Origin of the sequence: Pseudomonas sp. UBA6562 (assembly GCF_002434265.1) — a bacterium.
GTDB lineage: Bacteria > Pseudomonadota > Gammaproteobacteria > Pseudomonadales > Pseudomonadaceae > Aquipseudomonas.
Map to the genome: position 1 here is coordinate 1 of NZ_DJJS01000004.1, position 23,224 is coordinate 23,224.

Annotated in this window: 22 protein-coding genes; 11 read left to right on the forward strand and 11 right to left on the reverse strand. The window is 67.1% G+C overall.

Annotation, left to right across the window (positions count from 1 at the left end; all coding sequences use genetic code 11):
- Together B4M43_RS04180 and norR are read right to left on the reverse strand one after the other, a co-directional pair.
- Window positions 1-2,494, reverse strand: a 2,494-nt coding sequence (locus B4M43_RS04180) for an Ig-like domain-containing protein (protein ID WP_296264488.1), incomplete at its 3' end; no start/stop codon positions are given.
- A gap of 187 nt (window positions 2,495-2,681) precedes the next feature.
- Window positions 2,682-4,232, reverse strand: a complete 1,551-nt coding sequence (gene norR, locus B4M43_RS04185; RefSeq protein WP_296264490.1) for a nitric oxide reductase transcriptional regulator NorR — start codon at window positions 4,230-4,232, stop codon at window positions 2,682-2,684.
- Window positions 4,233-4,384: 152 nt separating this feature from the next.
- On the opposite strand from norR, the gene hmpA reads away from it, so the two are divergent.
- Window positions 4,385-5,563 carry an NO-inducible flavohemoprotein gene (gene hmpA / locus B4M43_RS04190; RefSeq protein ID WP_296264491.1) on the forward strand — a complete coding sequence of 393 codons (1,179 nt, stop codon included), beginning with the start codon at window positions 4,385-4,387 and terminating at the stop codon, window positions 5,561-5,563.
- Window positions 5,564-5,612: 49 nt separating this feature from the next.
- Here the strand turns inward: hmpA and B4M43_RS04195 are convergent, their stop codons facing one another.
- Together B4M43_RS04195 and B4M43_RS04200 are read right to left on the reverse strand one after the other, a co-directional pair.
- On the reverse strand, window positions 5,613-6,569 hold the full coding sequence (locus B4M43_RS04195) for an arsenic resistance protein (RefSeq protein ID WP_296264493.1): 957 nt from the start codon (window positions 6,567-6,569) through the stop codon (window positions 5,613-5,615).
- A 448-nt stretch (window positions 6,570-7,017) separates the two neighbouring features.
- Window positions 7,018-8,196 (reverse strand): acetyl-CoA C-acetyltransferase, encoded by a 1,179-nt coding sequence (locus tag B4M43_RS04200; protein ID WP_296264495.1) that lies wholly within the window; start codon window positions 8,194-8,196, stop codon window positions 7,018-7,020.
- 278 nt (window positions 8,197-8,474) lie between these two features.
- Between B4M43_RS04200 and fabV the strand changes: the two genes are divergently transcribed.
- Window positions 8,475-9,686, forward strand: a complete 1,212-nt coding sequence (gene fabV / locus B4M43_RS04205; RefSeq protein ID WP_296264496.1) for an enoyl-ACP reductase FabV — start codon at window positions 8,475-8,477, stop codon at window positions 9,684-9,686.
- Window positions 9,687-9,818: 132 nt separating this feature from the next.
- Here fabV and B4M43_RS04210 read toward each other — a convergent pair whose 3' ends face one another.
- The 3 genes from B4M43_RS04210 to folM are packed head-to-tail and all read right to left on the reverse strand — an operon-like array spanning window position 9,819 to window position 11,227.
- Window positions 9,819-10,160 (reverse strand): HopJ type III effector protein, encoded by a 342-nt coding sequence (locus tag B4M43_RS04210; RefSeq protein ID WP_296264498.1) that lies wholly within the window; start codon window positions 10,158-10,160, stop codon window positions 9,819-9,821.
- Window positions 10,157-10,450: a DUF1244 domain-containing protein gene (locus B4M43_RS04215; RefSeq protein ID WP_296264499.1), complete on the reverse strand. Its 294-nt coding sequence runs from the start codon at window positions 10,448-10,450 to the stop codon at window positions 10,157-10,159. Before B4M43_RS04215 ends, B4M43_RS04210 begins: the two co-directional genes overlap by 4 nt.
- Window positions 10,451-10,495: 45 nt before the next feature.
- Complete coding sequence (folM, locus tag B4M43_RS04220; protein ID WP_296264501.1) at window positions 10,496-11,227, reverse strand: dihydromonapterin reductase; 732 nt, start codon at window positions 11,225-11,227, stop codon at window positions 10,496-10,498.
- 129 nt (window positions 11,228-11,356) lie between these two features.
- On the opposite strand from folM, the gene B4M43_RS04225 reads away from it, so the two are divergent.
- Window positions 11,357-12,271, forward strand: coding sequence for a MerR family transcriptional regulator (locus B4M43_RS04225; RefSeq protein ID WP_296264503.1), 915 nt, complete (start codon window positions 11,357-11,359; stop codon window positions 12,269-12,271).
- Between the two features lie 15 nt (window positions 12,272-12,286).
- On the opposite strand, the gene B4M43_RS04230 is transcribed toward B4M43_RS04225, so the two are convergent.
- A complete protein-coding gene (locus B4M43_RS04230) occupies window positions 12,287-12,712 on the reverse strand; it encodes a PAS domain S-box protein (RefSeq protein ID WP_296264506.1) in 426 nt (141 codons plus the stop codon).
- A gap of 103 nt (window positions 12,713-12,815) precedes the next feature.
- Between B4M43_RS04230 and B4M43_RS04235 the strand changes: the two genes are divergently transcribed.
- Complete coding sequence (locus B4M43_RS04235) at window positions 12,816-13,271, forward strand: flavodoxin (RefSeq protein ID WP_296264508.1); 456 nt, start codon at window positions 12,816-12,818, stop codon at window positions 13,269-13,271.
- Between the two features lie 197 nt (window positions 13,272-13,468).
- The gene (locus B4M43_RS04240) at window positions 13,469-14,395 is read left to right on the forward strand and encodes an alpha/beta fold hydrolase (protein ID WP_296264510.1); all 927 of its coding nucleotides are present in this window, start codon (window positions 13,469-13,471) and stop codon (window positions 14,393-14,395) included.
- Window positions 14,396-14,604: 209 nt separating this feature from the next.
- On the opposite strand, the gene B4M43_RS04245 is transcribed toward B4M43_RS04240, so the two are convergent.
- On the reverse strand, window positions 14,605-15,384 hold the full coding sequence (locus tag B4M43_RS04245) for an IclR family transcriptional regulator (RefSeq protein ID WP_296264512.1): 780 nt from the start codon (window positions 15,382-15,384) through the stop codon (window positions 14,605-14,607).
- Window positions 15,385-15,536: 152 nt separating this feature from the next.
- Here B4M43_RS04245 and hmgA point away from each other — a divergent pair, with 152 nt between their 5' ends.
- From hmgA to maiA, 3 genes are read left to right on the forward strand one after another with little or no spacing between them, the layout of a single operon-like run.
- Complete coding sequence (gene hmgA, locus B4M43_RS04250) at window positions 15,537-16,844, forward strand: homogentisate 1,2-dioxygenase (RefSeq protein WP_296264514.1); 1,308 nt, start codon at window positions 15,537-15,539, stop codon at window positions 16,842-16,844.
- Window positions 16,841-18,145 (forward strand): fumarylacetoacetase, encoded by a 1,305-nt coding sequence (gene fahA, locus B4M43_RS04255; RefSeq protein WP_296264516.1) that lies wholly within the window; start codon window positions 16,841-16,843, stop codon window positions 18,143-18,145. Before hmgA ends, fahA begins: the two co-directional genes overlap by 4 nt.
- A gap of 14 nt (window positions 18,146-18,159) precedes the next feature.
- On the forward strand, window positions 18,160-18,792 hold the full coding sequence (gene maiA, locus B4M43_RS04260; protein WP_296264518.1) for a maleylacetoacetate isomerase: 633 nt from the start codon (window positions 18,160-18,162) through the stop codon (window positions 18,790-18,792).
- On the opposite strand, the gene B4M43_RS04265 is transcribed toward maiA, so the two are convergent.
- Entirely contained in the window at window positions 18,786-19,592 is an 807-nt protein-coding gene (locus tag B4M43_RS04265) for a SirB1 family protein (protein ID WP_296264520.1), read from the reverse strand. The genes maiA and B4M43_RS04265 overlap by 7 nt on opposite strands.
- Before the next feature lie 137 nt (window positions 19,593-19,729).
- On the opposite strand from B4M43_RS04265, the gene B4M43_RS04270 reads away from it, so the two are divergent.
- The gene (locus tag B4M43_RS04270; RefSeq protein ID WP_296264522.1) at window positions 19,730-20,761 is read left to right on the forward strand and encodes a Glu/Leu/Phe/Val dehydrogenase family protein; all 1,032 of its coding nucleotides are present in this window, start codon (window positions 19,730-19,732) and stop codon (window positions 20,759-20,761) included.
- A gap of 156 nt (window positions 20,762-20,917) precedes the next feature.
- On the forward strand, window positions 20,918-22,123 hold the full coding sequence (locus B4M43_RS04275) for an MFS transporter (RefSeq protein ID WP_296264524.1): 1,206 nt from the start codon (window positions 20,918-20,920) through the stop codon (window positions 22,121-22,123).
- Between the two features lie 54 nt (window positions 22,124-22,177).
- Here the strand turns inward: B4M43_RS04275 and B4M43_RS04280 are convergent, their stop codons facing one another.
- Window positions 22,178-22,444 carry a YebG family protein gene (locus tag B4M43_RS04280; RefSeq protein ID WP_296265316.1) on the reverse strand — a complete coding sequence of 89 codons (267 nt, stop codon included), beginning with the start codon at window positions 22,442-22,444 and terminating at the stop codon, window positions 22,178-22,180.
- 341 nt (window positions 22,445-22,785) lie between these two features.
- Here B4M43_RS04280 and B4M43_RS04285 point away from each other — a divergent pair, with 341 nt between their 5' ends.
- Window positions 22,786-23,223, forward strand: coding sequence for a phosphate-starvation-inducible protein PsiE (locus tag B4M43_RS04285; RefSeq protein ID WP_296264526.1), 438 nt, complete (start codon window positions 22,786-22,788; stop codon window positions 23,221-23,223).
- Window position 23,224 lies beyond the last annotated feature (1 nt).

Below are 23,224 nucleotides of genomic sequence, written 5' to 3' on the forward strand. Positions count from 1 at the left end.
TTTGCGTCAGGGCGATGGCTTGGTTTGCGGCCACTGGAGTATCCAGGGTCAGCACGAAGGTGCCATTGGCGGCCACCGTGCCGGTGCCAATGAGGTTACCGTTGCCATCGCGCACCTGCACGGTGGCGCCTGCTTCGCCACGGCCAGACAACGTCACGCCATCGGCGCCGACCACCACATTGGTGACGGCAGCAGGCGCAGTGATGTCGGGCACCTGGAACGCCAGCGGCACGGAGGTGTTGCCTGCCGCGTCGGTCTGGCGCACGTCGATGAATTCGCCATTGGCCTGAGCTGGATTAAGGGCAAGAGTGAAGCTGCCATCGGCACCCACGGTACCGGTGCCTATCAAATTGCCTTGGGCATCACGCACTTGGACCGTGGCGCCAGGTTCGCCGGTACCGGTCAGGGTGACGCCATTGGCGACTGCTAGATCGGTCAGCGGGGCAGGTGCGGTCAGGTCTGGCGACAGCACCGATCCCGGTTGCGAGACATTGCCCGCGGCATCGGTCAGGTCCACTTGCAAAGCGCTGCCATCGATGACGGCGGGATTGAGCACGACGGTAAAGCTGCCATCAGTGCCCACGGTCCCGGTGCCAATCACATTGCCTTGGGCATCGCGCACATTGACGGTGGTACCGGCCTCGCCACGGCCGCTCAACTGGCTGCCGCCTGGGCTGACGACCAGGTTGGTGGGCGCATCGGGCGCGGTGTCATCGACCGGCGCGTCCACATCGGGCGCCGTCACCGCCACGCCGGCCGAAGTGTTGCCGGCCGCATCCTGCGCAGTGACCGACAGCGCCTGGCCGTCGATCTGCGGCGGCGCGAGCGTGACCGCGAAGCTGCCGGCGGCGTTGACGGTGGCCGTGCCGAGCACGTTGCCCTGCGCATCGACCACGCGCACGGTGCTGCCAGGTTCGGCGCGGCCGGTCAGCACCGTTCCGTCGGCGCTGACAGCCAGTTCGGTCGGAGCATTGGGGGCGGTGATGTCGGGGACTTGGAACGTCACCGGTACGGAGGTGTTGCCCGCCGCATCGGTCTGGCGCACATCGATGATCTCGCCGTTCGCTTGCGCCGGGTTGAGGTTCAGCGTGAACCCGCCGTCGGCGCCGACGGTGCCGCTGCCGATCAGGTTGCCGGCGGCATCGCGCACCTGGACCGTGGCGCCAGGCTCGCCCGTGCCGGTCAGGGTGACGCCATTGGCGATTGCCAGATCGGTCAGCGGGGCGGGTGCGGTCAAGTCCGGCGACAGTACCGAGCCCGGTTGCGAGACATTGCCTGCGGCATCGGTCAGGTCCACTTGCAGGGCACTGCCATCGATCACGGCAGGATCGAGCACGACGGTGAAGCTGCCATCGGCGCCTACGGTGCCGGTGCCGATCACATTGCCCTGGGCATCGCGCACGCTGACGGTGGCGCCGGCTTCGCCGCGGCCGCTCAATTGACTGCCGCCCGCGTTTACGGCCAGGTCGGTGGGTGCGTCCGGCGCGCTGGTGTCGGGTGGCGTGTTGGTCGCGGGCGCGGCGATGACCGTGCTGCCGGAGGTGTTGCCGGCCGGATCGGTCACGCTGACCTGCAAGGGCTGCCCGCCCGTCTGCGGAGGCTGCAAGGTGACGCTGAAGCTGCCATCGCCAGCCACCACGCCGCTGCCGAGCAGGCTGCCGTCCGGGCCACGCACCACCACGCTGGCGCCCGGCTCGGCGGTGCCGGAGACGACCGCGCCTTGGGGGTCGATCGCAAGGTCCGTGGGCGGTTGCGGCGCGGTGATGTCGGGCGCTGTGACCGTAGCGGAGTCGGAGGTGTTGCCAGCGGCGTCGGTCAGGCTGACGCCCAGCGCTTCGCCATTGGCCTGGGCCGGCGCCAAGGCGATGTCGAAGCTGCCATCGCCGGCCACCGTACCGCTGCCGATCAGATTGCCCGCCGCGTCGCGCACGTTGACGGTGCTGCCGGCTTCGCCACGCCCGCTCAAACGCAGGCCGTCGGCGCTGACCAGCAGGTCGGTCGCAGCGGCCGGGGCCGTGGTGTCCACTGGGGCACCGCCGCCGCCGCCGCCACCACCGCCACCGGCAGCGCCCCCGGCAGCCGCTGCGGCGCCGCCGGCGCCGAGCAGGCCTAGCCCGGCAATGGCGAAGGTAGGCGTGGCATTGCCCGCTTCGCCCAGGCCGGCCATGAGCTGGTCGAGCGAGGCGACGTCGTCGAAGGTGAAGCCGGTAAAGGCGTCGGCGTCGTAGAGGCCGTGCCAGAGCGTGCCGTCTTCGCCGACGAAGACGATGTCGTTGCCGATCCCTGCATCGTTGACCACGAAGAAGTTGCCGAGGGTGATCTTTTCCCCGGTCTTGAGCGTGACCACCAGGTTCTGCCCATCGCGCACCACATTGGCCACACGGTCGGGCGAGACCGGCAGTTGCACCAGGCTGGGTTGGTTGAGGCTGAGGTCGCCCCAGGCGGATTGCGACAGCTGTTCGGTGCTTTTGTCGGCGACGACGATGTTATCCATATGTGCTCCCTGCTGGATGGAGGGCTGTTACACCGCACGGCGGTGATCGGCCAATCCTGCTCGTCCGCGTGCGCGAACGAACCCGTAACAGCCCTGTTACAGATCGTTAAAAATGTATAGGTAGCACTGACCGAAACGACCAGTTTGTCTGGCGCGCCAAATATTTAACGGTCGAATAATTGGCGTGTCAGTCGATGCCCAGACGTTTGCACAGGCGGCTCAGGTTGGCTCGGTCGATACCCAGGTCACGCGCAGCAGCGGCGCGGTTTTGCGCATGCTGGGCGAGCGATCGCTGGATCAGATGGCGTTGGAAATCGTCCAGGCTTTGGCGTAAATCACCGGCGGATTGTCCGACAAACGGTATCGCTGAGGTTTCGATGGCCGTGGCGATGGCCGTGCTGGAAGGCAGGTCGAGGTCGCTCGTGGTCAAGCTCAGGATGCGCGGGCGGTGGGCTTGGCGGCCCAGTGCCTTGAGCGCGCTGCGGCCGATCAGATGCTCCAGTTCGCGCACGTTGCCCGGCCAGTCGTAACGCAGCAGCGCTGTTTGCGCGTCGGCGGCCAAGCGCAAGCCGTTCAGGCCCAGGCGCGAGCGGTTCTGTTCGAGGAAGGTACCGGCCAGGAGCAGGACGTCGCGCCCGCGTTCGCGCAGCGGCGGCACCCGCAGCGGGTACACGCTCAAGCGGTGGTAGAAGTCGGCACGCAGACGGCCTTGGCGCACCTCTTCGGCCAGGTCGCGGTTGGTGGCGGCGATCACCCGCACATCGACGCGGTGCTCGCGGTCCGAGCCCAGGCGCTGCAACTGGCCGCTTTGCAGCACCCGCAACAGTTTGGCCTGTACCGTCAGGCTCAACTCGCCCACTTCGTCGAGAAACAGCGTGCCGCCATGGGCCAGCTCGAACTTGCCGCGTCGGTCGCCATGGGCGCCGGTGAAGGCGCCACGCACATGGCCGAACAACTCGCTTTCCACCAGGGTGTCGGGCAGCGCCGCGCAATTGAGGCTGATCAAGGGTTTGTCGGCGCGCAGGCTGGCCTGGTGCAGGGCTTGGGCGACCAGCTCCTTGCCTACGCCGGTCTCGCCGGTGACCAGTACCGTCAGCTCGCTGGCCGCGACCAGATGCACCTGGTCGAGCAGTTGTCGGTGCGCTTCGCTCTGGCCGACCAACTGCCGCTCGGGGTGGCTGGCCTGGCGGTAGAGTTCGGCGCGTTGGCGTTCGTCTTCGGCGCGCAGGGCCAGGTGGGTGATGCGTTCGGCGACGGTGACAGTGGCCGCGGCCAGGCTGGCGAAGGCTTGCAGCTCATCCAGTTCGACCCTTTGGAATTGCTCCGGGCGCAAGGCATCTAGGGTCAGCAAGCCCCATGGGCGGTCTTCGACCAGCAGTGGGCAACCCATGCAGTCGTGCACGTGCAGATCGACCTGCGGAGCGTTGACCAGACCGTCGTAAGGGTCGGGCAACGGGCTGTCGCTGGGAAAGCGGGTAGGGGTGGGCTGGCTCAGCAGGATCTGGAAGCGCGGGTGCTCGCTGATCTTGAAACGCCGGCCCAAGGTGTCGGGCGTCAAGCCATCGACCGCCAGCGGCACCAGCCACTCGCCGTCTAGCCGCAGCAGCGCGGCGGCGTCGCAGGGCAGCAGGTCGCGCAGGGCTTGCAGCAGGCGACGGTAGCGTTCGTTTTCGGGCAGCTCGCGGGACAGGTCGCGGACCAGGGGCAGCAGAGCACGGAGCAATGGGGTGGCGGTCATAAAGACTCCTCGTGGTCGAAATGACTATAGCTGCGAGCGAGTCATTTCGACACAATCCTCGTTTAAAGCCTTGATTTAAAAGGGACTCGTGGTTGGCACGCATTGTGTAGTACCTGGGTATCCGTTTCCCATGTTTGCCCCAGGAGTCACCCATGCTCACCGCCGACCAACGCGCCATCGTCAAAGCCACCGTCCCGCTGCTCGAAAGCGGCGGCGAAGCGCTGACCACGCATTTCTACAAGATGATGCTCGACGAGCACCCCGAGGTGCGTCCGTTGTTCAACCAGGCCCACCAGGCCAATGGCGACCAGCCGCGGGCGCTGGCCAACGGCGTGCTGATGTACGCCCGGCACATCGATCGGTTGGAACAGCTGGGCGGCCTGGTCGGGCAGATCATCAACAAGCACGTGGCGCTGCAAATCCTGCCCGAGCATTACCCGATCGTCGGGGGCTGCCTGCTGCGGGCCATCAGGGAAGTGCTCGGCGAAGACATTGCCACGCCGGCGGTGATCGATGCCTGGGGGGCGGCTTACGGCCAACTGGCGGACATCCTCATCGGCGCCGAGGAAAACCTGTATCAGGCCAAGGAGCATGCGATGGGCGGCTGGCGTGGCACCCGCGCCTTCAGGCTGGCGCGCCGCGAACAAGAGAGCGTGGACATCGTGTCCTTCTACTTCGCGCCGGTCGATGGCCAGCCGGTGCTCAAGGCCGAGCCTGGCCAGTACATCGGTTTGCAGGTGTCCGTCGACGGCAGCGAGCAGCGCCGCAATTATTCGCTGTCGGCGCTGTGCGATGGCCGCGAGTACCGCATCAGCGTCAAGCGCGAGGCAGGCGGCAAGGTGTCCAACTACCTGCACGATCGGTTGCAGGTGGGCGATGTGCTGCAACTGTTCCCGCCAGCCGGTGATTTCACCCTGACGGCCAGCGACAAGCCGCTGGTGCTGATCAGTGGCGGCGTCGGCATCACACCGACTCTGGCCATGCTGCAAGCGGCCCTGGCAAGCGGCCGGCCGGTGCGTTTCATCCACTGCGCGCGCAACGCCGCTGTGCATGCCTTCCGTGACACCGTCGATGCGCTGGCGGCGGAGCACCCGCAGCTCGAACGGTTCTACTGCTATGCCGAAGACGATGGCGGCGCGCCTGCCCAGGCGGTCGGCTTGATGAGCCAGGCACTGCTCGGTGAATGGCTGCCCGTCGAGCGCGACGTGGACGTGTATTTCCTTGGTCCGAAGCCGTTCATGGCGGCGATCAAGCGCCAGCTCGCGGCGTTGGGCATCCCGCCGGAGCAAAGTCGTTTCGAGTTCTTCGGGCCTGCGGCTGCGCTGGAGTGAGACGCCGCTTGGCCGTCAGTGCGGCAGGCCTCTTAGGGGTCAACGCGCCTCAGCGGCGGATCAGCACCGGCAGCAGCCGCACGTAGATCAACTCGGCCACCAGCTCCACCAGGGTCTGGGTCATCACGGCGGCGGCGGCGAGGGTGCGCAGTTCGGGCGGCAGGGCCAGGGCCAGGGGCAGCACCACCAGCGAGTTGCGTGTGGCGGTGCTGAAGGCGAGCGCACGTGCCTGCGGCACAGGCAGGCGCCACAGCCGGGCCACGAGCAGGCCGATGCACGGTGCCAGGACGGCGAAACCGACGTACACCGGCACTACCGGCAGCAGCCGACCCGCATCGGCCACCACCTCGCCGATCTGCGACGCCACCACCAGCATCAGCACCAGCGCCATGGCCGGCACCGGCAGCCAGGCACAGGCCCTGTCCCAGGCCGCCATGCCGGCGAAGCGCCGGGCGCTGGCGCTGGTGGCCACGGCCAGCAACAGCGGCAGCGCGATCAGGCCCAGGAAGGCGCCGATGAAGGGCGTGAAGGTGAGCCGTACCATCATCCCCTGGCCCATCATCGCGGTGACGTAGATCGGTAGCAGCAGCAACTGCACCAGCAGCAACACCGGTGTCGCGGCGAGCATCGAACGGGCATCGCCCTTGCCCAAGTGGGTGAACACCACCACGTAGTCGATGCAGGGCGTCAACAGCACCAGCAGCGCGCCGATCAACAGCGCCGGATGCTCGACCAGGCTGCGTGTGCCCACCCATACCAGCAGCGGCACCAGCACGAAATTGGCCAGCAGCAGGGCCGCCATGAAGCGGCCCCTGGGCAGGCTGGTGCGCAGGTCGAGGAAGGGGATTTGCAGGAACATGGCGTACATCAGGAGCGCGATGGCCGGAGCGATCATCCCGCTGAGGCTCGCTGCGGCGCCGGGGGCCAGCAACCCGACGACCGCGGCGAGCGCCACGGCGGCGAAGTACAAGGGGATCTGGCGCTGTTCGAGTTGGTCTCGGGTCAAGGGGGGGCTGCCTGCGCGGTTCGGTGGGCTGCCGGGCGACGGGCGCGTCGGGCCGGGCAGGTGAGGGCCGGCATTATGCCTCAGGGGTGTGGGTGAGTTGAGGGGAATGGCCAAGGGCGCTCTGACTTACCTGTGGTGACTGACACCGTGGAGCGGCCATTGGGCCGGCGGTGCCGGCCATCGCGACTAAAGTCGCTCCCACAATGGGGGGAGGAGTGGCTCCTGAACACTTGGGCACAGTCTATCCCTGTGGGAGCGGCTTCAGCCGCGATGGGCGGCATCGCCGCCCCGAGTCCAGACACTGCATACTCACTGTCGGAAAAGTGTCAGCGCCATGGGATCGACAGTACCGGCCCATCATGACTGATCGGAACGCCGAACCGGCCGCGCCTGCAATGGGATAGCGAAATCGGAGGCCTGGATACGGAGCGCGCAGTTTTGCTTGCCGTCAACGCTCGATGGCCAGCGCCACGCCTTGCCCGCCGCCGATGCATAGCGTCGCCAGGCCCTTGTGCGCATCGCGCTTGAGCATTTCGTGCAAGAGCGTCACCAGTACCCGGCAGCCCGAGGCGCCGATGGGGTGGCCCAAGGCGATGGCGCCGCCGTTGACGTTGACCCGCGACGCGTCCCATTGCAGCTCCTGGCCCACCGCCAGCGCCTGGGCGGCGAAGGCTTCGTTGGCTTCGATCAGGTCCAGGTCCTGCATCTGCCAACCGGCCTTGTCCAGGCAGCGCCGGGTGGCCGAGACCGGGCCGATGCCCATCACCGCCGGATCGACTCCGGCACTGGCGTACGCCGTGATGCGCGCCAGAATCGGCAGGCCCAGCGCTTGGGCCTTGGCCACGCTCATCAGCAGCACGGCCGCCGCGCCGTCGTTGAGGGTCGAGGCGTTGCCGGCGGTCACGCTCCCGTCCTTGCGGAATGCCGGGCGCAGCTTGCCCAGGGCCTCGGCGGTGGTGCCGGGACGCGGCTGCTCGTCGGTGGCGAAGACGGTCGGCTCGCCCTTGCGCTGTGGGATATGGATGGGCGTGATCTCGTCGTCGAAACGCCCGCTGCCGATGGCTGCCAAGGCCTTGCGCTGGGACTCGGCGGCGAAGGCATCCTGCTGCTCGCGGGTCAGGCCATAGGCCTCGACCAGGTTTTCGGCGGTGATCCCCATGTGGTAGTCGTTGAAGGCGTCCCACAGCCCATCGGTGATCATGCTGTCGAGCATCTGCCCATGGCCCATGCGCTGCCCGGTGCGGGCGCTGGGCAGCACGTAGGGCGCCAGGCTCATGTTCTCCTGGCCCCTGGCGATCACCACCTCGGCGTCGCCGCAGCGGATCGCCTGGGCGCCCAGGTGGATGGCCTTGAGGCCCGAGCCGCAGACCTTGTTCAGGGTCAGGGCCGGCACCGCATGGGGCAGGCCGGCCTTGATCGCGCTCTGCCGCGCCGGGTTCTGGCCGCTGCCGGCGGTCAGCACCTGGCCGAGGATCACTTCGTCGACCTGGGCCGGGTCCAGACCGGTTTGCGCCAGCAGGCGGCGGATCACCGCAGCGCCCAGCTCGACGGCGGAGACCGTGGCCAATGCTCCCTGGAAGCTGCCGATGGCAGTGCGGGTGGCGGCGACGATGGCGACTTCGTTCATGGCGGTGCTCCCTGGACAGGCTGGAAAGCCCCACAGCATCCACGCCCTCGCCGAGCATGAGAAGTTTGTTTTTCTGGCCGATTGATCGCCTTTTCAAATCAATGCCGGCGATTGGTGGCGATTGCGCGAGTGTTTGAAACCTGGGGCACAGCCCTTAAGATGTGTCGCGACGTGGACGGGTGTAGTCTCACCCTCCCAGAAATCCCGGAAATTCCAGACACGCATGCGCTCGCCTTCGCGCGAACGCAGCCTGCTCAACACCTGACGAGGTACAGACATTGGCCATCATTCATCCTAAGGTTCGCGGTTTCATCTGCACCACGACCCACCCGAAGGGCTGCGAGCTCAACGTCCGTGATCAGATCGAAGCTACCCGCAAACTGGGCGTGCGCGAAGATGGTCCGAAGAAGGTCCTGGTCATCGGCGCCTCCAGCGGCTACGGCCTGGCCGCGCGCATCACCGCCGCCTTCGGCTTCAAGGCCGACACCCTGGGCGTGTTCTTCGAAAAGCCCGGCACCGAAACCAAGGCCGGCACCGCCGGCTGGTACAACTCGGCGGCCTTCGACAAGTTCGCCAAGGCCGAAGGCCTGTACAGCAAGTCGATCAATGGCGATGCCTTCTCCGACGAAGCCCGCGCCAAGGTCATCGAGCTGATCCAGCAAGAGATGGGCGGCAAGGTCGACCTGGTCATCTACTCTCTGGCCTCCCCGGTGCGCAAGCTGCCGCAGACCGGTGAAGTGATCCGCTCGGCGCTCAAGCCCATTGGCCAGCCGTACAAGTCGACCGCCATCGACACCAACAAGGACGTCATCACCGAGGCCAGCATCGAGCCGGCCTCGGAGCAGGAAATCGCCGACACCGTCACCGTCATGGGCGGCCAGGACTGGCAGCTGTGGATCGACGCCCTGGCAGGCGCCAACGTGCTGGCCGACGGTGCGCGCACCGTGGCCTTCAGCTACATCGGCACGGAAATCACCTGGCCGATCTACTGGCACGGCGCCCTGGGCAAAGCCAAGCAGGACCTGGACGACACCGCACTGCGCCTGGACGAGAAACTGGCCTCGCAGGTGCAGGGCGGCGCCAACGTGGCGGTGCTCAAATCGGTGGTGACCCAGGCCAGCTCGGCCATCCCGGTGATGCCGCTGTACCTGTCGATGGTGTTCAAGATCATGCAGGAGAAGGGCGTGCACGAAGGCACGGGCGACCAGCTCAACCGCATGTTCCGCGAGCGCCTGTACCGCACCGACGGCCAGCCGGCCGAGGTGGACGAGAAGCGCCGCCTGCGCCTGGACGACTGGGAACTGCGCGACGACGTGCAGGACGCCTGCAAGGCGCTGTGGCCGCAGGTCACCACCGAGAACCTGTTCGAAGTGACCGACTACGCCGGTTACAAGAAGGAGTTCCTCAACCTGTTCGGCTTCGAACGCGCCGATGTCGACTACGACGCCGACGTGGCGACCGATGTGAAGTTCGACTGCATCGAGCTGTAAGCCGCCAGGCGCCCAGGCCGGGCTCGCCGGCCTGGGCGACCGAACGTCGGACCACTGCGCAAGGGTTCGACGCTCTTCGAAGGACTGCTGCGCGGTACCGACCCCTCGTAGCCGTCCTGTTCAGGCGTTACCTCAGTCCAACCGCTGCAGCGGCTGCGCCTGGAACGTCACTCCCGCGAGCCCCCCTTTCATCAGCGCACGGATGTTGCCGTGGTCGCTGCCCTCGGGTGTGCTCAGCACATCGCGGTAGTGCTCGCCGAACGCCAACAGCGCCTCGTCCTTGGTGAAGTTTTCCAGCAGCGCCAGGCCAAGGGTCTTGCACGACCCCTCGTTCTGCCCCGCGGCGCTGACCAGCCCATTGTTGTCGAAACCTTGCGGTGTGTAGCGGTAGTGCTGGGCGACGAACGCGAGCGTGTCCGCGAAGGCATGCTCGCCACTGTTGAGCGAATCGCGCAGGGTCAGGAGATCGGTCACGGTGCTTTCCTCTGGTCGAACGCCGCCTGTTGCTCGGCGTTGGCTTCTTTCTGGTAATGGGCTTTCCACTCGGCGTAGGGCATGCCATAGACCGCTTCGCGGGCATCGTCGAGGCTGAGTTCTACCTGTTGCTCGTCGGCGGCGGCCTTGTACCACTTCGACAGGCAGTTGCGGCAGAAGCCGGAGAGGTTCATCAGGTCGATGTTCTGCACGTCGGTGCGCTGTTGCAGGTGGCCGACCAAACGGCGAAACGCGGCGGCTTCGAGTTCGAGCTGTTGCTGTGGGGTCATGGTAGGGCTTCCGGTGATGATGGTGCGCTTGGCCCGATGGGGCGCTCAGAGCATGCGGTTCTTCAGGTGCCGGCCACCGTTGATCGTCACTTGGCTGCCGGTGCTGTATTGGCTTTGCAGCAGGAACAGCACGGCTTCGATCAGTGGCTGGGGGCCGGGTTCGAATTCGAGCAGGGCTTTTTGCAGGGCGTGCTGGCGGTAGGCTTCGTCGCCTTCGGGCTTGAACATCAGCAGGCCGGGCAGGATGCCGTTGACCCGCACCTGCGGCGCGTACTTTTCGGCGAACGACAGCACCATGTTCTGCAGGGCGGCCTTGGTGGCGGCATAGCCGATGTGGCTCTTGCTGCCGCGCGAGGAGGTCTCGTCGCAGATGTGGATGATGTCGGCCTTGCCGGCGCCTTGCAGCAGCTCGCCCAGCGCCAGGTTCAGGTGGTAGGGCGCCTCGACGTGCAGGCGGAACATGGTGTCGAGGTTGTCCAGGCCGTCGTCGAGCCACAGCGAGGCGTTGTGGATGACCGCGCGCAGGCTGGTGCAGTGGCGCCGCAGGTGGGCGATCAACGCTTCGCGGTCGGCCACCCGGCACAGGTCGGCTTCGAAGTGCAGCAGGTTCGGGTGCGCCGGCGGCTGGCTGCGGCTGGCGCAGACCACCGTGTGGCCGGCCTCCGCCAGGGCCTGGGCCAAGGCCAGCCCGACACGCTGGCTGGCGCCGGTGAGAAGGATGGGGCTGTTCATGTTCGAGGCGGTCGACCGTGGTGTCCTTGCGATGGGGCCAAGCATACCCGAACTGTTTCCCCCTGTGCGGGCACGCCGCCTCGCGGCGGATGGGCGCCATCGGGCAGCGCCGCTCGCCGCGCCGGGCCGCCCGACGTACACTGGGCGGCTCTTTCCACAGCAGGCATCGGTCCCATGAATCAACGGTACGCAGATTGCCCGGCACAGCAGCATCAAGAGCCGGTGCTGCACTCCATTGGCGAAGTGGCGCGCGACACCGGCGTCAACGCGGTGACCTTGCGCGCCTGGGAACGGCGCCACGGGCTGCTGCAACCGACCCGCACCGACACCGGCCACCGCCTGTACAGCCAGGCCGACATCGACACCATCCACAGCATCCAGGGCTGGCTCAAGCGTGGCGTGCCGGTGAGCCGGATCGCACGCATCCTGGCCCGCGGCACGGCCGCCACCCAGGCGCTGGCCGACGGTTGGCACGCGCAGGCGCGCGCGGCTTTGGCCGACTTCGACCGGCTGCGCCTGGCCGAGGTGCACCGGCAGGCCCTGGCGGCCTTGGGCCAGGACGCGCTGTTCGAACAGGTGTGGATGCCGCTGTGGACGTCGCTGCGCGGCGTCGGTCAGGCCTATGGCCAGGTCAGCGAAGGGCTGTTTCTCGATCAGTTCCTGCGTCACCAGGTGCTGGAGCAATTGCGCGAGCAGCCTGTCGAGGGCCGCTTGCAGGTACTGGTGGCGCCCCTGAACGAACAGGCGCACAAGCTGGAACTGCTGGTGGCCGGCTTGCTGTTGAGCGATGCCCAGACGGCGGTAACCGTGTTGCCTTTAGGCCAGCCATTGGCCGAGCTGGCGCTGATCTGCGAACGGCGCGCGGCGGATGCGTTGGTGCTGGTTGCCCATCATCACCGGCCGGCCGAGTTGGGCGGTTTGCTGGCCAAAGCCACGCGCGGGCTGACCTGCCCCCTGGCGCTGGCTGGGGAAGTGTCCGAATCGGCCGAACCGTCGTTGCGCGGCGGCCCCGTGGCGGGCCTGGGCGCGCAGGGCGCGGTGATGCGTCGGCGCTTGCGGTCGTTTCTGGCGGGGCAGCTCGATACCTGAGGCGCGATGCCGCGCTTAGACCGGGTCCGCGCTCAGCGCCGCCAGCGCCTCGGCCAACTGGCGCTCCAGCTCGACCTGGCGGGTGACGTCCTTCTGGATGCCGATGTAGTAGGTGCGCTGCGAGAGGGGATCGTGCAGCGGGGTGATCGACAGCTCGTTCCAGAACGCCTGGCCGTCCTTGCGGTAGTTGCGCAGCACCTCGCGACACGGCTGGTGTTCGGCCATGGCGCGGCGGATGCGCACGCGGGCCAGTTGGTCGCGGTCCTCGCCTTGCAGGAAGCGGCAGTCCTGGTATAGCGCCTCGCTGCTGGCGTAGCCGGTCAGCCGTTCGAACGCGGGGTTCATGTAGATGAGGATGGTGTCCTCGCCTTCGCGTTCGGCGATCACGATGCCGTCGTTGGAGGCATCGACCATCGACTGCAGCAAGTAGGGATTGATCATCGGCAAGACCTGAAAGAAGGAGGGGACACCGGCAGCGTGCTTTTTCGCGCGTGTCGAAAGCCAGTATCCTACGACTTCATTCACCTCTGGAAATCCCTTCCCGATGAAAATCGCCATCCTGTGCGGCTCGGTCTATGGCGCGGCCGAAGACGTCGCCCGCCATGCCGAAACCGTGCTCGCCGCTGCCGGCTTGCAGGCCTGGCATGCCCAACGCGCCACGCTCGACGACATCCAGCGTTTCGCCCCCGAGGCAGTGCTGGCCGTGACTTCGACCACCGGCATGGGCGAGTTGCCCGATAACCTGGTGAACCTGTACAGCGAACTCAAGGACACCTTGCCCGCCACTTGGCGCGGCCTGCCGGGCGCGGTGATCGGCCTGGGCGATTCGAGCTACGACACCTTCTGCGGTGGCGGCGAGCTGATGGGCGAGCTGTTCGACGAGCTGGGTGTGCAGGCCGTGCTGCCGATGTTGCGTCTGGACGCCGCCGAAACGGTCACGCCGGAGACCGACGCCGAGCCGTGGCTGGCGCAGTTCGCGGCCGCCCTGAAAGCACGCTAGGGGCCGCCCGCCCATCAGGCAGCGCGTGCCGCTGTCCCGTACGGCCATCAAGCTGGCTGCCAACGCGACGCAGCGCCCAGGCCGCCCTGGCTAGACTCCACCTCGAGAGCGAGAGCACACCCATGTGCCAAGAGGTGATTCGTCATGCGTGCAGTCTTGATGGCCTCCCGTTGTACCGACCTAGGGGGGCGCGCCTGATGCCCCTCGCCGAAATCCCCCTTTGTGTCTGGCGCACACGTGCGCAGTCCTTCACCTTCGCTGGGCAGAGCGTGCGCTACTGGACGGCCGGGCAGGGCGAACCGCTGCTGTTGCTGCATGGCTTTCCCATGGCCAGCTGGGACTGGCACTACCTATGGGCGCCGCTGGCCCAGCGCTTTCGGCTGATCGCCTGTGACATGCTCGGTTTCGGCGATTCGGCCAAACCCCTGGACCACAACTACAGCCTGTTGGCCCAAGCCGACCTGCAGCAGGCGCTGTTGTGGCATCTGTGCATCGACCAGCCCGTGCACGTGCTGGCCCACGACTATGGCGGCCATGTGGCCCAGGAGCTGTTGGCACGGCAGCGCGAAGGCCGCGCCGAGCTGGCCAGCTGCGTGTTTCTCAGCACAGGCCTGCTGCCCGAGTGCCACCCTCTGCAAATGGCCCACAAGCTGTTGCTCAGCCCCTTGGGTTGGTTGGTGGGGCGTGCCTTCGGCAGGGAGGACCTGGTGCGCAGCCTGTCGCAGACGCACGGGCTGGACACCCATCTGAGCGAGAGTGCCCTGGACGACTACTGGAGCCTGATTCTGTCCAACCGCGGCACGCGCATCCTGCACAAGCTGATGGGCTTTGCACGCGAGCGCGTGCTTCACCGCCAACGCTGGCTCGACGCCTTGCAGCAGAGTGACGTGCCCTTGGCGGTCATCAACGGCGCGGACGATTCGCTGTGCAGCGCGCCGGCGCTGGCGCGCTATCGACAGGTGCTGCCCGGGATCGAGATCAGCCTGCTGCCCGGTGTCGGCCACTACCCCCATACCCAGGCGCCTGCGCAGGTGCTACAGCAGTACCTGGCGCTACGCGAGCAGCCGCTGGTCCATCTACCGCACAAGGCCACCTGGGGCGAGCTGCGCCAGGCACAGCCATAAAAAAAGCCGCTGCACCGGCAGCGGCCAAGGAAGACGGCAGATCAAGGAGCTTCAAAATCGGCCTGGATCCCCGGCCGGCACCGGTCACTGGGGGTTCGGGGTGCAAGGGCCGGGGAGGGGCAGCATAAGCCGTCGACCCCCTTGGAAAAATACGGTTTGCGGACAATCACCGTTACACGTCCGGTAACAGTGGCGTGTGCGGCCCTGCCTCAACCCGGTTCGAAACCCATCCGCCAACTGCTGGCCTGCGCCGCGGCGCGCAAGCGCTCGGCCGCAGGGCCTTGGCTGTCGGCGTTGAACATCGAGGTCGGCCCGACTACGGTCATCACGGCCGCAATGCGACCCAGGGCATCGAAGATCGGCGCCGACAGGGCGTCGACCCCCGGCATCAGCAACCCGTGGATGTGGTGCAGCCCTTCGGTACGGATGGCCCGGAGGGTGGCCTCGTAGTCGCAGGCCTTGCGCTTGGACTGGGCCAGTTCCTGCTCGCGCAGCTCGGCGATCTCGCGTTCCGGCAGGTAGGCGGCGAACACCAGCCCCGTGGACGAACCCAGCAGCGGCAGCACCGAGCCGATCTGCGTCACCACCGTGACCGCGCGTACGGCCGGCTCGATGCCGACCACCGTCGCCCCCTGATTGCCCCAGACCGCGATGAAGCAGCTCTCGTTGAGGGTGTCGCGCAACTGCGCCAGCGGTTCGGCGGCGACCTTCAGCACATCGATGCTGCCCAGCGCGGCCAAGCCCACGCGCAGCGCTTCGCGACCCAGGCCGTAGTGGTTGGTGGCCGGGTTCTGCTCGGCGAAACCGCTGGCGATCAGCGCCTGTAGATAGCGGTGCACCTTGCTGGCGGGCATGTCGACGAATTCGGCCAGACGCGACAGCGAGGTGGACGGCGCGAGCTGCGCCAGGGCCTTGAGGATGTCGGTGCCGACTTCTGCCGAGCGGACTTTCTGCTTGCCGCTGTCGGCAGGTGATTGGGGCTGGGTCATCGAAGCGTTCTTCCGGTGGAGGTGGCGACCTTATAGCTTGACGCCCGGCATTGAGCAAATTACGTTATACGTAATCCGATTACGATAAATACAATTCAGCGAGTCTGCTGCGGTGCGACACCGCTTGGCAGCCCGCCCGATCCGGAGGCCCCATGCAGCGCACCCCGTCCGCCGATGTGCAGTACCTCAGCGGTTTTGCCAACGAATTCGCCAGCGAAGCCCTGCCGGGCAGCCTGCCGCAGGGGTGCAATTCCCCGCAGCGGGCGCCCTATGGGCTGTATGCCGAGCAGTTGTCCGGCACCGCCTTCACCATGCCGCGCCACGAGCAGCGCCGCAGTTGGCTGTACCGCCTGCGCCCGAGCGCCCTGCACCCGCGCTTCGAGCGCCTGGCGCGGCAACCGTTGGCCGAGGCCGAAGGGCAGATCACGCCCAACCGCCTGCGCTGGAACCCGCAGCCCCTACCGACCGAGCCGACCGACTTCATCGACGGCTGGTCGCCCATGGCGGCGACCGCCGCCGCCGAAGCGCCCAGCGGCGTCAGCGTCTACCTCTACGCGGCCAACCAGTCGATGCAGCGGGCGTTCTACGACGCCGACGGCGAACTGCTGGTGGTGCCGGAAAGGGGTCGCCTGCGCATCCTTACCGAACTGGGCGTGCTGGAACTGGCGCCGCTGGAAATTGCCGTGATCCCGCGCGGCATGAAGTTTCGCGTGGAACTGCTCGATGGCGAAGCCCGTGGCTATCTGGCGGAAAACCACGGCGCTGCGCTGCGCATCCCCGACCTGGGGCCGATCGGCAGCAACGGCCTGGCCAATCCGCGGGACTTCCTCGCCCCGGTCGCCCACTACGAAGACACCACCGGCCCCGTGCAACTGGTGCAGAAATTTCTCGGCCAGTTCTGGGGCTGCGAGCTGAACCATTCGCCGCTCGACGTCGTGGCCTGGCACGGCAACAACGTGCCGTACAAGTACGACCTGCGGACCTTCAACACCCTCGGTACGGTGAGCTACGACCATCCCGACCCATCGATCTTCACCGTGTTGACCTCGCCCAGCAGCGTACCGGGCATGGCCAACATGGACTTCGTGATCTTCCCGCCGCGCTGGATGGTGGCGGAGAACACCTTCCGCCCGCCGTGGTTCCACCGCAACCTGATGAACGAGTTCATGGGCCTGATCGCCGGCGCCTACGACGCCAAGGCCGAGGGTTTCCTGCCCGGCGGCGTGTCGCTGCACCCGTGCATGAGCGCCCATGGCCCCGACGCCGAGACCTGCGAAAAGGCCATCGCCGCCGAACTGGCCCCGCACAAGATCGACGGCACCATGGCCTTCATGTTCGAGACCAGCCAGGTGCTGCGCCCCAGCCGCCAGGCGATGCGCAGCCCGCAATTGCAAACCGACTACGACCGCTGCTGGGCCAGCCTGGCGACGACTTTCGATCCGCAGGGAGCCAAACCATGACCTCGTCCACCCACCCGTCCGCCATCGCCCGCAGTTGGGTCGAACACGCCAACGGGCACCGCGACTTCCCGTTGCAGAACCTGCCCCTGGGCATCTTCAGTCGGCCGGGCGAAGCGCGCCGCGCCGGGGTCGCCATCGGCGAGGCGATCCTCGACTTGCCGGCGGTGCTCGATGCCGGGTTGTTCGACGGTCAGGCCAGGATCGCGGCCGAGGCCGCATCGAGCGACTGGCTCAATGATTTGTTCGCCCTCGGCAGCGGCCCACGCGTGGCCCTGCGCGAACGCTTGACGGCGCTGCTCGGCGAACACAGCGAGCACCAGGCGACCCTGCGCCCGTTGCTGTACCCGGCGCAGGAGTGCGAGATGCACCTGCCGGCGCGGGTCGGCGACTACACCGATTTCTACGTGGGCATCCAGCACGCCACCAACGTCGGCAAACTGTTCCGCCCCGACAATCCGCTGCTGCCCAACTACAAGTACGTGCCGATCGGCTACCACGGTCGCGCATCGACCTTGCGCCCGGGCGGCGTCGAGGTGCGCCGTCCCAAGGGCCAGACGCTGCCGGCAGGGGAAAGCTCACCGCGCTTCGGCCCGTGCGCGCGGCTCGACTACGAACTGGAACTGGGGGTGTGGATCGGCCAGGGCAACGCCATGGGCGAGGCCATCGACATCGCCCGTGCGGGCGAGCACGTCGCCGGTCTGTGCCTGCTCAACGACTGGTCGGCGCGCGATATCCAGGCCTGGGAGTACCAGCCACTGGGGCCGTTCCTGTCGAAGAGTTTCATCACCAGCCTGTCGCCCTGGGTGGTCACCGCCGAGGCGCTGGCGCCGTTCCGCTGCGCGCAGCCGCCGCGCCCCGAAGGCGATCCGCAACCGCTGGCCTATCTGTTCGACGCCGACGACCAGGCCCAGGGCGCGTTCGACATCGAACTCGAAGTGCTGCTGCTCACCCAGCGCATGCGCGAGCAAGGCCAGGCGCCCGAGCGTTTGGCGCTGAGCAACAGCCTGAGCATGTACTGGACCGTGGCCCAACTGGTGGCGCACCACAGCGTCAACGGCTGCCAATTGCAACCGGGCGACCTGTTCGGTTCGGGCACGCTGTCCGGGGCCGGGCAGGGCGCCTATGGCAGCCTGCTGGAGATCACCGAAGGCGGCAAACAGCCGGTGCGTCTGGGCAATGGCGAGCAGCGCACTTTCCTCGAAGACGGTGACGAAATCATCCTGCGCGGGCGTTGCGTGCGCGAGGGCGTCGCCAGCATCGGCTTCGGCGAGTGCCGTGGCCGCGTCGTGCCCGCCAACTGAACGAGGCTGCGGCGATGGAGCTGTTCACCTATTACCGTTCCACCTCGTCCTACCGGGTGCGCATCGCGCTGGCGCTCAAAGGCCTCGATCATCGAGCGATCGCCGTCAACCTGCTGGGCGGCGAGCAACTGCAAGCGGCCTATCGGGCGCTCAATCCGCAGGCGCGGGTGCCGATGCTGCGCACCGACCACGGCGAGCTGCTGTCGCAGTCGCCGGCGATCATCGAGTACCTGGAGGAGGCCTATCCCGTGCCGGCGCTGCTACACGGCGATGCCCAGGCACGGGCGAAGGCGCGTGCGGTCGCGGCGCTGATCGCCTGCGACGTGCACCCGCTGCACAACGTGAGCGTGCTCAACCGGTTGCGCGGCATGGGTCAGGACGAGGTGCAGGTGGCGGCGTGGACGGCGCACTGGATCGGCGAGGGCCTGGCTGCGGTGGAACGACTGATCGGGGACGAGGGCTATTGTTTCGGCGACGAGCCGGGCCTGGCCGACCTCTATTTGGTGCCGCAGCTGTATGCCGCGCAGCGGTTTCAGGTCGATCTGGCCGCCTACCCGCGCATTGGCCGCGTCGCCGCGCTGGCGGCGCAGCACCCGGCGTTTCAGCTGGCGCATCCGGCCCGTCAGGCCGATGCGCCGGCTCAGTGAAGCGAGCGGGGCGCCAAAGGTAGCTGTTCGAGGCGTTCGGTCAGTTGCAGGCGTTGCACCGGATCGTCACTGAGCAACAAGGCGTGCTCCAGGTCGAAACGTTCGGCCTGCGGGCAGTTAAGCCTTTGGTACAGCCCAGCCCGTGCCAGGTAGTCGGTGCTGAGCACCGGACCCAACTGCATCACCCGTTCGGCGTCCACCAGCGCCGCCAGGTAGTCGTCGTGCTGGGTATGCAGGTGCCTGAGGTTGCGCGACAGGCGTTGCAGCATCTGTGCCGGTGTGGCGGCCGCCAGGTGTTCGGCGCTCAGGGATGCACGGGCGCCGTACTGGCGCTGCAACAGTTCGCGGCAGTCGGAGGGGTACAGACGGCGACCGCCGCACGGGTCGAGCAGGTAATCGGCGCCCGGCACGCGCAGCAGGAAGTGGCCCGGGAAGTTCACCCCTTCCAGCGGAATGGCCAGGCGCTGGGCGATTTCCAGCGCCAGGAGCGCCAGGGCCAAGGGCTGGCCGCGACGTCGTTGCAACACTTGGTCGAGCAGGGCGGCCTGGGGCCGGATGGGCCGATACTCCTCTTGCTGGAAACCCAATGTGCTCAGGGTGCGCAGCAAGGGCTGGGCGAGTTCTCTGGGCGGTAGTATCGGCAGATGGTGGGCGACATCCAGTTGCAGGTGTTGCAACCGGTTGAGGCTGTCACCAGGCAACACGCCAGGATCGTGTTCGGCGGCTATCCACAGCGCCGCTTCGAAAGGTGCGGCAGGGGTGCGTTGCAGGCACAGCAGGCAGTGTTGACGTGGGTTCATCGAGGCCTCCACACAGCGGTCGTCTTCGGACGTGGCAGTGCGTCTCGGTACGCGCGGCCGGCCGGTGGTCCGACGGCGATTCGCACTGCGGGGCGCTGCCTATACTGGGAATCTGCACCTTTTATGGGAGCTCGTCGATGTTCGCGCTCATGCATGCCACACGCGCCCAGGCCCTGCACCTGTGGAGCGACCCCGCGACCGGCCTGCGCGCGGTGGCGGTGATCCACAACGAGCAGTTGGGGCCTGCCATGGGCGGCTGCCGTTACCTGCCCTATGCCGACGACGACACCGCCATCGCCGACGCCCTGCAATTGGCCCGGGCCATGAGTTACAAGGCCGCGCTGGCCGGGCTGCCGGTGGGCGGGGGCAAGGCGGTGATCCTGCGCGGCGCCCAGGACGGCGACCGCGCCGCGCTGTTCCAGGCCTTCGGCCGCTTTCTCGACACCCTGGGCGGGCGCCTGGTGGTGGCGGTGGACAGCGGCACCTCCATCGACGACATGGACTGCATCGCCCGCAGCACGCGCCATGTCGGCAGCACCCGCGCCGCCGGCGACCCTGCGCCGGTCGCCGCGCTCGGGGTGCTCGCGGGTCTGCGCGCCACGGCCCAGGCCCGTCTGGGCAGCGGCAGCCTCGAAGGCTTGCGCGTGGCGGTGCAGGGGCTGGGCCACGTAGGCCACGCACTGGCCGAGGGCTTGCACGCGGCGGGGGCGGAACTGCTGGTCAGCGATCTCGACCCCGACCGCGTGCGCCGCGCCGTGGAGCGGTTCGACGCCTGGCCGGTAGCCCACGACGCACTGCTGAGCACGCCCTGCGACCTGTTCGTGCCCTGTGGCGTGGGGCCGGTGCTCAATGCCCAGAGCGTGATGCAGTTGCGCTGCGCCGCGGTGGCAGGCTCGGCCAACAACCCGCTGACCACTTTGGAGGTGGCCGACCAACTGCAAAGCCGCGGCATCCTGTATGCGCCCGACACCATCATCAACGCCGGCGGCCTGATCCACGTGGCCTTGACCCACCGTGGCGAAGCGCCCGAGCGCATCACCGCCTACCTGGCGCGCATCCCCGAACGCCTCACCGAAGTGTTCGGCCATGCCCAGGCGCAGAATCGCTCGCCAGCGCGGGTGGCGCAGGCGCTCGCCGAGCGGTTGCTCTACGGATGCGCGGGAACCTGAGCGCTGCCCTGGGCTCAGAGCCATAGAGGCTCTGGGTTGGACGCTCGCGTCGCACACCTTTAGACTCCGCGCCCCGGCGTTCGGGCTCGCCTTCGAGCCGCGCCTGCTCCACCGCGCCCTGCCTTGCGGCGCCCCATTCGAACGATAAGGTTTTCCATGACGACACAACACACCGCACCCCATGTGGGCACGGCGCTGGTGCTGTTCGCGTTGGCGGTCGGTGGCTTCGCCATCGGCACCACGGAATTCGCCACCATGAGCCTGTTGCCCTTTTTCGCGCCGGACCTGGGCATCGACGCGCCGACCGCCGGCCATGTGATCAGCGCCTATGCCCTCGGCGTGGTGGTCGGCGCGCCCTTGTTGGCCGTGCTGGGCGCGCGCCTGGCGCGCCGTACCCTGCTGATCGGGCTGATGGGCCTGTTCGCCCTGGGCAACGGCCTGTCGGCGCTGGCGCCGGACTACCACTGGATGCTGGTATTCCGCTTCATCGCCGGCCTGCCGCACGGCGCCTACTTCGGCATCGCGTCTTTGGTCGCCGCTTCGCTGGTGCCGCCCAATCGCCGCACCTGGGCAGTAGGGCGCATGTTCTTCGGCCTGACCATCGCCACGATCATCGGCGTGCCGCTGGCCAACTGGCTGGGCCAGTTGTTCGGCTGGCGCTACAGCTTCGCCTTGGTGGCGCTGCTGGGTGTCGGCACCATGCTCGCCCTGACCCTGTACGCGCCACGCGATGCCGCCAACCCCACGGCCAGCCCGCTGCGTGAGCTCAGCGCACTGCGCAACGCGCAGGTGTGGTTGACGCTGGGCATCGGCGCCATCGGCTTTGGCGGGCTGTTCGCCGTGTACACCTACCTGGCCGACATCCTCGGCGCCGTCACCCATGTTTCCCACAGCACCGTGCCGCTGGTGTTGGCGGTGTTCGGTGTGGGCATGACCCTCGGCACCCTGATCGTGCCGATTTTCGCCGATCGCGCCCTGATGGCCACCGCCGGCGGCATGCTGGTGTTCAGCGCCGTGATGCTGGCGCTGTTCCCCTTCGCGGCGGGCAACGTATGGACCATTTCGCTGTGCGTGCTGTTGATCGGCTCGGGCGGTGCGCTGGGCACGGTGTTGCAAACGCGCCTGATGGACGTTGCCGCCGACGCCCAGGGTCTGGCGGCCGCCCTCAACCATTCGGCCTTCAACTTCGCCAACGCCCTTGGCCCATTCCTGGGCGGGCTGGCGCTCACGGCCGGCTATGGCTGGACATCGCCAGGATGGGTAGGTTGTGGCCTGGCCCTGGGCGGGTTGGCCATCTGGGCCGTGTCCGCCGGGCTGGACCGTCGCACCCTTGGCAGCCCGGCCGAGCAGACGCCTTCCTAACCAGCGGAAACGAGAAGGGCGGGATTTGCTATCCCGCCCTTCGATCGCCCCACATCACTCGCCGGCTTCGGCCTTGGCCTCTAGCTCGGCCAGCGCGCCGGCATTGCTCTTGAATGCCGTGGCGAATACGGCGCGGTTCTTCGCCATGAAGATACTGGCCTCTTCGGCCAGGTTTTCGTCCAGCCCGGCTACGTTTTTCACCAGGACCTGGGTAAGCACCTCGGCCAGTTCCAGCATCTGGTCATGGGCATCTGCAAGTTTGCGGTCCAAGAACGTCGTCTCCAAATCGCGAGTGCTGCGGTAAAGAATCTCAACAGCCATACGAGGCCTCTCAGTCAGTGATGTCAGGGGCGCCGGCGCGGCGCGGCCTGGGTCGCAACGAAAGCCGCTGCGGTAGGTGGCGACATCTTCGTTCGAACGGGGTGGTGATTCGGTTACAGATTGACTGTATCGATATACAGTATACGCGGCGATTGCCTTCATGCAACCGCCACGTATCCACGCGATGATCTTCCGGCGCCTCCCGGATGCCCTGCGGCATTGCAGATGCCTGCGGCATTCGGTCGCCTTCCGCAATGCGGAGCTGGCCTTTTAACTGCATGGCTTGGGCGTCATGCCTGCGGCGCAGGCTGTTCCTGGCCGCACACGAGGGGAGGGGAAACATGAAATGGGCGGATAGAATGCGGGTCCGGCTGCATGCCGGGGCCAACAGCCTGGGTAACCTGGGCGTCGAGCTGTTCCATTACCTGGCGTTGTTCGGCATCGGCGCGATTACCGTGTATGCCGGCATCAACACCTTCATCGACATGCTCGGGCAAGACAAGGTCAGCGTCGACGACATCCTGCTGCTGTTCATCTACCTCGAACTGCTGGCGATGAGCGGCATCTACTTCCGCACCAACCACATGCCACTGCGGTTCTTGTTGTACATCGGCGTCACGGCATTGATTCGTCTGTTGATCAGCGACGTTTCCCACCACAAGTCGCCCGATGCGGGCATCTTGTATCTGACCGGGGGCGTGGTGCTGTTGTCGGTTTCGATCCTGGTGGTCAGGTATGCGTCGGCGCGGTTTCCTTCGGTGCAGGAGAAGACCGAGTGAG

What these genes read in the sequence shown, in the direction of transcription:
- norR (WP_296264490.1), bottom strand. Translation starts at nt 4,232, where the DNA reads ATGACCGCCACCCCATTGCTCCGTGCTCTGCTGCCCCTGGTCCGCGAC.
- hmpA (WP_296264491.1), top strand. Translation starts at nt 4,385, where the DNA reads ATGCTCACCGCCGACCAACGCGCCATCGTCAAAGCCACCGTCCCGCTG.
- B4M43_RS04200 (WP_296264495.1), bottom strand. Translation starts at nt 8,196, where the DNA reads ATGAACGAAGTCGCCATCGTCGCCGCCACCCGCACTGCCATCGGCAGC.
- B4M43_RS04215 (WP_296264499.1), bottom strand. Translation starts at nt 10,450, where the DNA reads ATGACCCCACAGCAACAGCTCGAACTCGAAGCCGCCGCGTTTCGCCGT.
- folM (WP_296264501.1), bottom strand. Translation starts at nt 11,227, where the DNA reads ATGCTTGGCCCCATCGCAAGGACACCACGGTCGACCGCCTCGAACATG.
- B4M43_RS04225 (WP_296264503.1), top strand. Translation starts at nt 11,357, where the DNA reads ATGAATCAACGGTACGCAGATTGCCCGGCACAGCAGCATCAAGAGCCG.
- B4M43_RS04230 (WP_296264506.1), bottom strand. Translation starts at nt 12,712, where the DNA reads ATGATCAATCCCTACTTGCTGCAGTCGATGGTCGATGCCTCCAACGAC.
- B4M43_RS04235 (WP_296264508.1), top strand. Translation starts at nt 12,816, where the DNA reads ATGAAAATCGCCATCCTGTGCGGCTCGGTCTATGGCGCGGCCGAAGAC.
- B4M43_RS04240 (WP_296264510.1), top strand. Translation starts at nt 13,469, where the DNA reads ATGCCCCTCGCCGAAATCCCCCTTTGTGTCTGGCGCACACGTGCGCAG.
- B4M43_RS04245 (WP_296264512.1), bottom strand. Translation starts at nt 15,384, where the DNA reads ATGACCCAGCCCCAATCACCTGCCGACAGCGGCAAGCAGAAAGTCCGC.
- hmgA (WP_296264514.1), top strand. Translation starts at nt 15,537, where the DNA reads ATGCAGCGCACCCCGTCCGCCGATGTGCAGTACCTCAGCGGTTTTGCC.
- fahA (WP_296264516.1), top strand. Translation starts at nt 16,841, where the DNA reads ATGACCTCGTCCACCCACCCGTCCGCCATCGCCCGCAGTTGGGTCGAA.
- maiA (WP_296264518.1), top strand. Translation starts at nt 18,160, where the DNA reads ATGGAGCTGTTCACCTATTACCGTTCCACCTCGTCCTACCGGGTGCGC.
- B4M43_RS04265 (WP_296264520.1), bottom strand. Translation starts at nt 19,592, where the DNA reads ATGAACCCACGTCAACACTGCCTGCTGTGCCTGCAACGCACCCCTGCC.
- B4M43_RS04270 (WP_296264522.1), top strand. Translation starts at nt 19,730, where the DNA reads ATGTTCGCGCTCATGCATGCCACACGCGCCCAGGCCCTGCACCTGTGG.
- B4M43_RS04275 (WP_296264524.1), top strand. Translation starts at nt 20,918, where the DNA reads ATGACGACACAACACACCGCACCCCATGTGGGCACGGCGCTGGTGCTG.
- B4M43_RS04280 (WP_296265316.1), bottom strand. Translation starts at nt 22,444, where the DNA reads ATGGCTGTTGAGATTCTTTACCGCAGCACTCGCGATTTGGAGACGACG.
- B4M43_RS04285 (WP_296264526.1), top strand. Translation starts at nt 22,786, where the DNA reads ATGAAATGGGCGGATAGAATGCGGGTCCGGCTGCATGCCGGGGCCAAC.